10 protein-coding genes and 1 pseudogene are annotated in these 9,830 nt (G+C 66.6%); 6 read left to right on the forward strand and 5 right to left on the reverse strand.

Features of this window, described 5'->3' with window-relative positions:
* The 3 genes and pseudogenes from PHX69_RS12495 to erpA form a co-directional block, all read left to right on the forward strand.
* Window positions 1-78: pseudogene (locus tag PHX69_RS12495) on the forward strand (50S ribosomal protein L13); the annotation flags it as partial.
* 11 nt (window positions 79-89) lie between these two features.
* Window positions 90-482: a 30S ribosomal protein S9 gene (gene rpsI, locus PHX69_RS12500; protein WP_119012648.1), complete on the forward strand. Its 393-nt coding sequence runs from the start codon at window positions 90-92 to the stop codon at window positions 480-482.
* Between the two features lie 162 nt (window positions 483-644).
* Entirely contained in the window at window positions 645-1,007 is a 363-nt protein-coding gene (gene erpA / locus PHX69_RS12505; RefSeq protein ID WP_119012647.1) for an iron-sulfur cluster insertion protein ErpA, read from the forward strand.
* A 3-nt stretch (window positions 1,008-1,010) separates the two neighbouring features.
* Here erpA and PHX69_RS12510 read toward each other — a convergent pair whose 3' ends face one another.
* On the reverse strand, window positions 1,011-2,123 hold the full coding sequence (locus tag PHX69_RS12510; protein WP_288044065.1) for an anhydro-N-acetylmuramic acid kinase: 1,113 nt from the start codon (window positions 2,121-2,123) through the stop codon (window positions 1,011-1,013).
* A 122-nt stretch (window positions 2,124-2,245) separates the two neighbouring features.
* A complete protein-coding gene (locus PHX69_RS12515; protein ID WP_288044068.1) occupies window positions 2,246-3,610 on the reverse strand; it encodes a M23 family metallopeptidase in 1,365 nt (454 codons plus the stop codon).
* Window positions 3,611-3,798: 188 nt separating this feature from the next.
* Between PHX69_RS12515 and tyrS the strand changes: the two genes are divergently transcribed.
* Window positions 3,799-5,031 carry a tyrosine--tRNA ligase gene (tyrS, locus tag PHX69_RS12520; protein ID WP_119012644.1) on the forward strand — a complete coding sequence of 411 codons (1,233 nt, stop codon included), beginning with the start codon at window positions 3,799-3,801 and terminating at the stop codon, window positions 5,029-5,031.
* 72 nt (window positions 5,032-5,103) lie between these two features.
* Here the strand turns inward: tyrS and PHX69_RS12525 are convergent, their stop codons facing one another.
* Complete coding sequence (locus PHX69_RS12525; RefSeq protein ID WP_288044070.1) at window positions 5,104-5,535, reverse strand: bacteriohemerythrin; 432 nt, start codon at window positions 5,533-5,535, stop codon at window positions 5,104-5,106.
* Between the two features lie 290 nt (window positions 5,536-5,825).
* On the opposite strand from PHX69_RS12525, the gene glmU reads away from it, so the two are divergent.
* Together glmU and PHX69_RS12535 are read left to right on the forward strand one after the other, a co-directional pair.
* A complete protein-coding gene (glmU, locus tag PHX69_RS12530) occupies window positions 5,826-7,277 on the forward strand; it encodes a bifunctional UDP-N-acetylglucosamine diphosphorylase/glucosamine-1-phosphate N-acetyltransferase GlmU (protein WP_288044072.1) in 1,452 nt (483 codons plus the stop codon).
* Between the two features lie 105 nt (window positions 7,278-7,382).
* A complete protein-coding gene (locus PHX69_RS12535) occupies window positions 7,383-8,360 on the forward strand; it encodes a sensor histidine kinase (RefSeq protein ID WP_502958527.1) in 978 nt (325 codons plus the stop codon).
* 76 nt (window positions 8,361-8,436) lie between these two features.
* On the opposite strand, the gene PHX69_RS12540 is transcribed toward PHX69_RS12535, so the two are convergent.
* Window positions 8,437-8,769 carry a chaperone modulator CbpM gene (locus PHX69_RS12540; protein WP_119012642.1) on the reverse strand — a complete coding sequence of 111 codons (333 nt, stop codon included), beginning with the start codon at window positions 8,767-8,769 and terminating at the stop codon, window positions 8,437-8,439.
* 2 nt (window positions 8,770-8,771) lie between these two features.
* The gene (locus tag PHX69_RS12545; RefSeq protein WP_119012641.1) at window positions 8,772-9,782 is read right to left on the reverse strand and encodes a DnaJ C-terminal domain-containing protein; all 1,011 of its coding nucleotides are present in this window, start codon (window positions 9,780-9,782) and stop codon (window positions 8,772-8,774) included.
* Window positions 9,783-9,830: the final 48 nt, after the last annotated feature.

Genomic DNA, 9,830 nt, shown 5'->3' on the forward strand with positions numbered 1-9,830 from the left:
ATGATCAAGAAACTCAAGGTGTACGGTGGTGCTGAGCATCCCCACACCGCCCAACAGCCCAAAGTGCTGGAACTGTAAGGAGCCTTGAGATGATTGGTGAATGGAACAATGGCACCGGCCGTCGCAAGTCCAGCGTCGCCCGCGTGTTTCTGAAAAAAGGCTCTGGCAAGATCACGATCAACGGCAAGGACATCCAGTCCTACTTTGGCCGTGAAACTTCGATCATGATCGCCAAGCAACCTCTGGCACTGACCAACCATGTCGAGACTTTCGACGTGATGATCAACGTGCACGGTGGTGGTGAATCCGGCCAGGCTGGCGCTGCCCGCCACGGTATCACCCGCGCTCTGATTGACTACGATGCAACGCTCAAGCCCGTGCTGAGCCAAGCCGGCTTCGTGACGCGCGATGCGCGTGAAGTCGAACGTAAGAAGGTCGGTCTGCGTTCTGCACGCCGCGCCAAGCAGTTCTCCAAGCGTTAATCCGCTTTTTGCCTGCCACCAAGCCGCCCCGGGTTCACGCCTGGTGCGGCTTTGTTGTTGGTGGCAATGCCCCTACCGGGGTTGTCGGCAAAAGCCGCTGGCCTGAATGGCCGACCATTTTTCAGTAGTATTTGGCCCAACCCTAGAAATCCCGGAGTCTCCATGAGCGCTGTTGCCGAAAACATCCAGACCGAAATGCCCGCCCCCATCCTGTTTACCGACAGCGCGGCGGCCAAGGTGGCTGACCTGATTGCCGAAGAAGGCAACCCTGACCTCAAGCTGCGCGTGTTTGTGCAAGGCGGCGGCTGCTCGGGCTTTCAGTATGGCTTCACCTTCGATGAGATCACCAACGAAGACGACACCACCATGACCAAAAACGGTGTCTCGCTGCTGATCGATGCCATGAGCTACCAGTACCTGGTGGGCGCCGAGATCGATTACAAAGAAGACCTGCAAGGCGCGCAGTTTGTCATCAAGAACCCCAACGCCACCACCACCTGCGGCTGCGGTTCGAGCTTTTCCTGATCCTCAGGCGGGGTAGATAGCCCCCAGCACACGGGCGCCACGGGCGCCCGTAACGCTTTGCAGGTTGCCTGGCGCGCCCAGCAAAGTCTGGCGCGCTAGCCAGGCGAAAGCGGCGGCTTCGACCTGCTGCGCTGGCAGGCCATGGGCATCGGTGGGTGCTACGGCCACGCCCGGCAGCAGGGCCTGCAAGCGCTGCATCAGGTGCAGGTTGAAGGCGCCACCCCCACATATGGCCAGTGTTTTGCTATTGTTTCCGTAGCTGCTTACGATGGATGCGCAAGCGTTTGCGGTCAATTCGGTCAATGTGGCTTGCACGTCTTGCGGCGTGGCGTGGCCCATGTCTGCCAATTGCGCTGTCAGCCAAGCGGGGTTGAACAGGTCGCGGCCCGTGCTTTTGGGCGGCGGCTGGTGCAAAAAGGGCTCGGCTTGCAGCCGCGCCAGCAGTTCGGACCGCACTTGGCCGCTGGCGGCCCAGGCGCCATCGCGGTCGAAGGGCTGGCCGGTGTGCTGCTGGCACCAGTAATCCATCAGTGCGTTGCCGGGGCCGCAGTCAAAGCCCAGCACGCTGCCGTCTGCCCCCAGCACGCTGAGGTTGGCAATGCCGCCAATGTTCAGCACCAGCGCGCTCTGGCCCGGTTGCCAGAACACCTGTTGGTGGAACGCGGGCACCAGCGGCGCGCCTTGCCCGCCTGCGGCCACGTCGCGGCTGCGAAAGTCGGCCACCACGGTGATGCCTGTCAGTTCGGCCAGCAGGGCGGGGTTGTTCAGTTGCAGGGTGTAGCCGGTGCCGTCGAAGGCCTGTGGGCGGTGGCGCACGGTCTGCCCGTGGGCACCCAGCGCGCGGATGGCCTGGGCCGGGGTGCCGCTGTCGGCCAGCAGCGCCTGCACGGCCTGGGCGTAGGTGCGTGCCAATGCGTTGGCCGCCAAGGCGCTGCGGTGCAGTTCATCAGGGCCTGGGGTGTTCAGGGCCCACAATTGTGCTCTTAATTCAGGAGCTAGTGGCGCAGACTGGTGGTGCATTACAAGGCATTTTGACCCTGAAAAATCAACCAGCACTGCATCCACCCCGTCCAGTGAGGTGCCCGACATCAGGCCGATATACAGGTCAGAGGGCATGGGGCGGGCGCAGTTGTGGGGGGGGTAGGGCGGGGCAGCAGGTGGGTACACAGGAAGCTGCCGGGGCGCGCAGGCGGGCGTGGGCAGCGGGCGCGCTGGGTGGCGCCCGCCTGCGGTTGCGCTTACTGGGCGCTGGCCTGCTCGATTAGCTCAGCCGATGCCAGCTGTGTGCGCATGACGGCAGCCAGGCGGTTGAATGCCGGGCGCGCAGCGGCAGACACCGGTGCAGCCGCTTCGCTTTGCTTGGCGATGAGCATGGGGTCTTGGTGCTGCCCGTTGACGCGGAACTCGAAGTGCAGGTGCGGGCCGGTGGCCCAGCCGGTGGCGCCCACAGCACCGATGGTCTGGCCTTGCTCTACGGCCTGGTTGGGGCGCACGTCGATGCGGCTCAGGTGGGCATAGACGGTGACATGCTGGTTGCGGTGCTTGACGAACACCACATTGCCAAAGCCGTTTTGCGTGCCCGCAAACTCGACCACGCCATCACCGATGGTGCGCACGGCCGTGCCCGTGGGCGCGGCAAAGTCGGTGCCCAGGTGGGCGCGCCAGGTTTTGTGGATGGGGTGAAAGCGCATGGCAAAGCCGCTGGACACCCGCGAGAACTCCAGGGGCGAGGTGAGGTAGGCGCGGCGCAGGCTTTGGCCCGCCAGCGTGTAGTAGGCGCCTTTGGTCGTGCCGGGCTCCTGGAACCACACGGCCTGGTGCGATTTGCCCTGGTTGTGGAACTCGGCGCTCAGTACGCGGCCACTGCGCAGGGGCTCGCCATCGGCTTCCAGGGTTTCATAGACCAGCGAGAAGCGGTCGCCTTTGCGCAGCGCACGGCGAAAGTCGATATCACCCGAGAACAACTCTGCCAGCTGGATGGCCACGTTGTCGGGGATGTTGGAGGCATCGGTGGCGGCGAACAGCGAGCTGTGGATGACGCCCCCGGCCAGGCGGCTGGAGACGGTCAGGGGCGCCGTCTCGATGCGTGAGGTGAACTCGCCGCTGTTTGACTTTTCGACCACCAGGCGCTTGAAGTCACCGCTGTCGTCGTGTGCCCAGCGCGCTGTCAGGCGCAGCAGGCGGTGGTCGTCGGTGGTTTCGGCCTTGATCAGGCGGCCCGTGCGACCGAGCAGGTTTTGCTGGGCGTGGGTGTCGCGGCGCAGAAAGGCAGCGGCGGCGGGGTCGGCCACGCCCATGCGGCGCAGCAGGGATTCAGCGGTGTCGCTGCTGCGCACGTTGTCAGAGCGGTACAGCGAGAAGCCAGGCCGGTCGGTCAGCTCAGCCAGGGTGGCGTCGCTGGCCAGGGATTCGACCGGTTGCTCGACCAGGCGCACAGGCAGGTCGGAGGGATCGGGGCCGAACGAGGCCACGGCAAAGGCACCGCCGCCGCCCGTGAGCAGCAAAAGTGCCAGTGCAGCGGTAACGCGCTTGGGGTGTTTCTGGATGCCGTGGGAGAGCCGCGAAAGCAAAGCCGCGCTAGCGGTGGTCAAGCCGTTGTTCAAGATGTCTTCCCAGGGTGAGCGTGTGTCCGGGGCAGAGTCCCGGCGCAGGGGCCGGGTGCGGCGGAGCGCACAGACTGTCGGGCTACAGTGTTTCGAGTCGTTCGAAAAATCGGGCTACTAGAATCCGCCACTGCAAAGTGGGGCGAAGTATAGCGAAGCTTGCCACCAGGACATCCAAGGAAACCCTTATGAATCAATCTGTTGTTACATCTTTTCAGGTATCCGATGGTGTAGGACGAGCGCTTGAAATCTCGCTGCGCGGGGTCGATGAGCTGCTGCCAAAAGACGAGTGGGCCAAGAAGCTGGCGCGCGCTGAAGCCACCGGCCAGCCGCTGCGCATCAAGCTGGGGCTGGACCCGACGGCGCCCGACATCCACATCGGCCACACCGTGGTGCTGAACAAAATGCGCCAGTTGCAAGACCTGGGCCACCAGGTGATTTTTCTGATTGGCGACTTCACCAGCCTGATTGGCGACCCATCCGGGCGCAACAACACGCGCCCGCCGCTGACGCCCGAGCAAATCCAGCACAACGCCGAAACCTACTACCAGCAGGCCAGCCTGGTGCTCGACCCCGAGCGCACCGAGATCCGCTACAACAGCGAGTGGTGCAACGCACTGGGCGCGGCGGGCATGATCCAGCTGGCCTCGCGCTACACCGTGGCGCGCATGATGGAGCGCAACGATTTCCACGACCGCTTCAAGGCGGGCAGTCCGATTGCGGTGCATGAGTTTTTGTACCCGCTGATGCAGGGCTACGACTCGGTGGCCCTGAAGTCTGACCTGGAGCTGGGCGGCACCGACCAGAAGTTCAACCTGCTGATGGGGCGCCATTTGCAGCAGGAATACGGCCAGGAGCCGCAGTGCGTGCTCACCATGCCACTGCTGGTGGGGCTGGATGGCGTCGAGAAGATGTCCAAGTCCAAGAACAACTACATCGGCATCACCGAAGACGCCAACACCATGTTTGCCAAGGTGCTGTCCATCTCGGACACGCTGATGTGGGACTGGTACACGCTGCTGTCGTTCAAGAGCCTGGCCGAGATTGCCGCGCTCAAGGCCGAGGTGGCAGGCGGGCGCAATCCCAAAGATGCCAAGGTGGCGCTGGCCAAAGAGATCACGGCGCGTTTTCACAACGTGTCGGCGGCGGATTCGGCGGAGCAGGACTTCATCAACCGCAGCAAGGGCGGTGTGCCCGATGACATTCCCGAGGTGGCATTGTCTGGCGCGCCGCTGGGCATCGGTGCCTTGCTCAAGCAGGCGGGCCTGGCGCCTTCGGGCAGCGAGGCCAACCGCCTGATCGACGGCGGCGGCGTGCGCGTCGATGGCAGCGTGGTCAGCGACAAGGGCCTGAAGCTGGCCGCAGGCACCTACGTGGTGCAGGTGGGCAAGCGCAAGTTTGCCAAGGTGACGCTGGCCTGAGCTACCGACCGTGCCTGGCCCTGGCACCCACGCGCCGGGCGCTGTGCTGTAAAGCTGCGGCACCGGCGCTGCTCAGGCGGCCAGGCGCTGCGCTGCGCTGCGCGCTTGCAGCGCGTTCTGGGCGCGCAGAAACGGCAGGTACGAGCGGTCTACCTCGCAGATGTGGTGTACCAGCCATTCTTTGAGAAAGTCCAGCGCCTCAAAGGTCACTTCCTCGCCGTCCTCAAAGCGCATCAGCAAATCCATGGCCTTGCCGGTAAAACTGTCGTGCTGGGCTTTGTGCGCGGGCGTGTCGGGGTAGTCGTGCTGCTGGAACATCACTTCTTCGACGATGAAGTGGTTGTGCGTGTAGTCCACCAGCCCCTCCAGCACATCGCCGATGGCCTCGCGCCGGGGCAGGTCGTGGGACAGCTCGTCGTGCAGCTGGTTGGTCAGGTCCACCAGCCGCTGGTGTTGCTGGTCGATCTCGTCGATTCCCAGCTCCAGCGCGCTGGTCCATGGCATGAATGTCATCGCAAAACCCCCTTTGGTGTGCTTCTGCAAAAGTCGTGCCAAAAGCCGTTTCACACGCCCGCCGATTTTGCAAACCATGGTTGTAGAAGGGCTTTTCACGCACAGGTTTGCGCCGCGTCAAGGGTTGGCCCTGGCCGGACGCTGTGTGAGGGTTTGTCCGGAGCGGCTGCGCGCCCGGCTGCCGCCTCGGGCCAGTGGCGTGCCGCACCGATAATCGCGCCCACCACCGGCGCCAGGGCACCGCCCCCGCGCGCCACCCCACTTTCACCGACGAGAACCCCATGGCACCCCTGGATATCCTCATCATGGCCGCAGGCAAAGGCACGCGCATGCAAAGCCGCCGCCCCAAAGTGCTGCACCGCCTGGCCGGGCGCCCCCTGTTGCAGCATGTGCTCGATACCGGCGCACAGCTGCAGCCGCGCAGTGCGGTGGTCATCACCGGCCACGGTGCTATCGAAGTAGAAGCTGCTTGCGCCCAGCCCACGGGCGCTGGAGCCACTTTTGACCCTCAATTCGACCTGAAATTCGTGCGCCAGGAGCCCCAGCTGGGCACTGGCCACGCCGTGCAGCAGGCCGTGCCCGTGCTGGCGGGCGATGGCACCGTGCTGGTGCTCTCGGGCGATGTGCCACTGACCCAGCCGGACACCCTGCGCGCGCTGGTGGCCGCGTCCGAGGGCGTGGCCGGCGGCGCGCTGGCGCTGCTCACCGTCACGCTGCCCGACCCCACCGGCTATGGCCGCATCGTGCGCGATGCCAGCGGCGCCGTGCAGGGCATCGTCGAGCACAAAGATGCCACCGACGCCCAGCGCGCCATCACCGAGGTCTACAGCGGCATCATGGCCGTGCCCGCGCAGCACCTGACGGGCTGGCTGGCGCGCCTGACCAACGACAACGCCCAGCGCGAGTACTACCTGACCGACATCGTCGCCATGGCCGTGCAGGGCGGCGTGCCGGTAGTCGGCCACTGCATTGCCGACGCCTTGCAGGTCGAAGGCATCAACAGCCCGCTGCAACTGGCCGCCGTGGAGCGCGCCCACCAACTGCGCCAGGCCCGCGCGCTGATGGAGCAGGGCGTGCGCCTGGCAGACCCGGCCCGTTTTGACCTGCGCGATGACGTGCGCAGCGGCGCGCGTGGCCAGCTCGTGTGCGGCCAGGATGTGGAAATCGACGTGGGCTGCATCTTCACCGGCCCGGTGGTGCTGGGCGAGGGCGTGCAAATTGGCGCGCACTGCTGCATTGCCAACGCGCGCATTGCGGCGGGCACCGTCATCCATCCCTACACCCACATCGACGGCGAAACCCTGGGCGCCAGCGTGGGCGAGGGCGCGCTCATCGGCCCCTTTGCCCGCCTGCGCCCCGGCGCCGCGCTGGGCCGCGACGTGCATATCGGCAACTTTGTCGAGATCAAGAACAGCACCCTGGCCGATGGCGCCAAGGCCAACCACCTGGCCTATTTGGGCGACGCCACCGTGGGCGAGCGCGTCAACTACGGCGCGGGCAGCATCACCGCCAACTACGACGGCGCCAACAAGCACCGCACCGTGATCGAAGCCGACGTGCATGTGGGCAGCAACTGCGTGCTGGTGGCGCCCGTGACCATTGGCGCCGGGGCCACCGTGGGCGGCGGCTCCACCATCACCAAAGACGTGTCCCCCGGCGCCCTGGGCGTGGCGCGCGGCAAGCAAGCCAGCATTGCCAACTGGCAGCGCCCGACCAAGGCGGGCCGCAGTTGAGCGGCTGGGCGTTGCGTGTGCTGGCCCAGACTGGTGCGGCCCGGCACCGCCTGCCAACGTGCCGCCTGTGATGCCTGATCTGCCCCAAACCTGAGGTGAACCGATATGACACCCACGCCCTCGCCTGCTGCTGGCTGCCACGCCACACCCGGCGCCGCCCCCGCCAGCATGGCTGGCCCGGCGCAGGCACCCACTGAAGACCCGGCGCAGGAATTGGCCCGGCTGCGCGCCCAGCTGGCCGAGCGTGACCAGCGCCTGGCCGACATGGCCGCCGCGCACGAAGAGTTTTTGCGCGCCGTCTCGCACGACCTGCGCGCGCCGCTGCGCCACATCACCTCCTACGGCCCACTGGTCACCGAAGTGCTGCAAGAGGCCGACGGCGCCCTGCCCACGGGCCAAGCGCTGCAAGAGGCGCTGGAGTTTCTGGCCACCATGGAGCAATCGGCCCGGCGCATGGGCCGCATGCTGGACGCGCTGCTGGCGCTGTCACGCGTGGCCCGCGTGCCGCTTCACCCGCAGCAGCTGTCGCGCGCCGAGGTGGCCGACCTGATCGCCCAGGTGCAGGACGCGCTGGCCCCCCGCGCCGCCGGGCGGGCCGTGCAGTGGCAGCTCACCCTGGCCGAGCGCCCCGTATACGCCGACGCCGCCCTGCTGCGCCAGCTGCTCACCGAGCTGCTGGACAACGCGCTCAAGTTCACGCGCGGACGCGAACCGGCGCACATCGCCATCACGCTGGCCGTGGAACCCCCGGGCGCCAGCGATGCCACCGGCGCAGGCGATGCATGCACGCAGGGCGACCCGGCCAGCGCAGGCAGCCCAGGCGCGCCAGACAGCCAAGGCAGTGCGGGCGGTCAGGTCACGCTGCACGTGCAGGACAACGGTGCCGGCTTTGCCCCGGCGCAATCGGCGGGCCTGTTTGGCGTGTTCCAGCGCCTGCACCGCGAGAGCGAGTTTGACGGCGTAGGCGCTGGTCTGGCTGTGGTGCGCGCCATTGCCCAGCGCCACGGCGGCCAGGCCAGCGCCACGGCCACGCCCGGGCAGGGCTGCACCGTGTGCGTCACCTGGCCCGAAAAATGCTCTTGATTTGATAGCTGCTTACGCCCTATCAGTGGGCCTCAGGGACTGTTTTGATCTGATAAATAAACCAGTGCAGCGGTGGTCAGTGGGCCTGCGCCGAGGGGGGCTCCAGCTGCGCCAGGCGCTGGCGCAGTGCTGCCACCTCTTCCATCAAATCGGCAGCGAGTGCGGCCAGGTGCGGGTCGGCATCGAAAGTGGTTTCCAGGTGCGCAATGCGCCGCGCCCGCACCAGCGTGCTGCTGGTGAAGTAATACACGCCAGCGCGGGGGCCTTGGGCTTCGATCACGCCCGCTTGCAGGCGCGCGCTCACCCAGGCGGGGTCGCGGCGGCAGGCCTGGGCCAGTTCTTCGAGGGTGAGGGCGTGCTCGTCCAGCAGTTCGCCCAGTTGCACGGGCAGGTGAAAAGCGTGGGGCATGTTCAGGCTCCTGGCGCGGGCTGGCGCGGGTTGAAGTGCGGGAAGGCTTTGGCCAGGGCGGCGTAAGCGGCGCGCGCGCTGTCGCTGTGGGCGGGGGGCTGCACCACGTCCAGCTCCAGAAACAGGTCGCCCGGCGGTGTGGACGGAATGCCCCGCCCCTTCAGGCGCAGCTTGCGCCCGGGCAGCGAGTGCGCAGGCACCGTGACCTCGACCTCGCCGGTGGGCGTTGGCACCAGCACGCTGGCGCCCAGCGCTGCCTCCCAGGGTGACAGCAGCAGGCGCTGGTACACATCGCGCCCTTCGGCGCGCCAAGGCCCGCCGGGCGTGAAATGCACCTCCAGAAACAGGTTGCCCGCCGGTGCGCCCCCGGTGCCCGGGCTGCCCTGGCCGACCAGCCGGATCAACTGCCCCTCGCGCACGCCCTTGGGAATTTTCACCTGCAAGCTGCGTGTTTCCTGCACCACATGGCCCGAGGCGTCCAGGTGCGCGCTGCGCAGGTCGATGGTGCGTTCGCTGCCGTAGTAGGCATCGCGCAGGTCAAGGGCGATTTTGGCGTGGTGGTCGGTGCCGCGTTGGGCGCCGGGGTGGCCTGCACCAGCAGACGCGCCCCCAGCGCGCTGGCCGGGGTGCGGGCTGCGCGCGGCCCGGGCGGCGCGGCCAAAGAGCTGATCGAAAAAGGCGCTGTAGTCGCTGCCCTCTTCGGCAAAGCCTGCCCCCGTGTCGGAGAACTCAAAGCCCGTGTCCCAGCCCGGTGGTGGCCGGAAATCGCCACCGCCGCCGCGCGTGGCCTGCGCTGCGGCCTGTGCGGCCAGGTTGTCGTAGGCGGCGCGCTTTTCGGGGTCGCTGAGCACGGCGTTGGCTTCGTTGACCTCGCTCATGTGCTGGGCCGCGTTGGCCTCCTTGCTCACATCCGGGTGGTATTTGCGGGCGAGTTTGCGGTAAGCCTTCTTGATGTCGTCGGCGCTGGCGCTGCGGGCGACGCCGAGAATCTGGTAGTAGTCCTTGAACTCCATGCCGGTGCCTCCTGACGGTGGGTTCCTGCACTCTACGCGAATTGGCGT

It is taken from the genome of Simplicispira sp. (genome assembly GCF_028687295.1).
Lineage (GTDB): Bacteria > Pseudomonadota > Gammaproteobacteria > Burkholderiales > Burkholderiaceae_C > Simplicispira > Simplicispira metamorpha.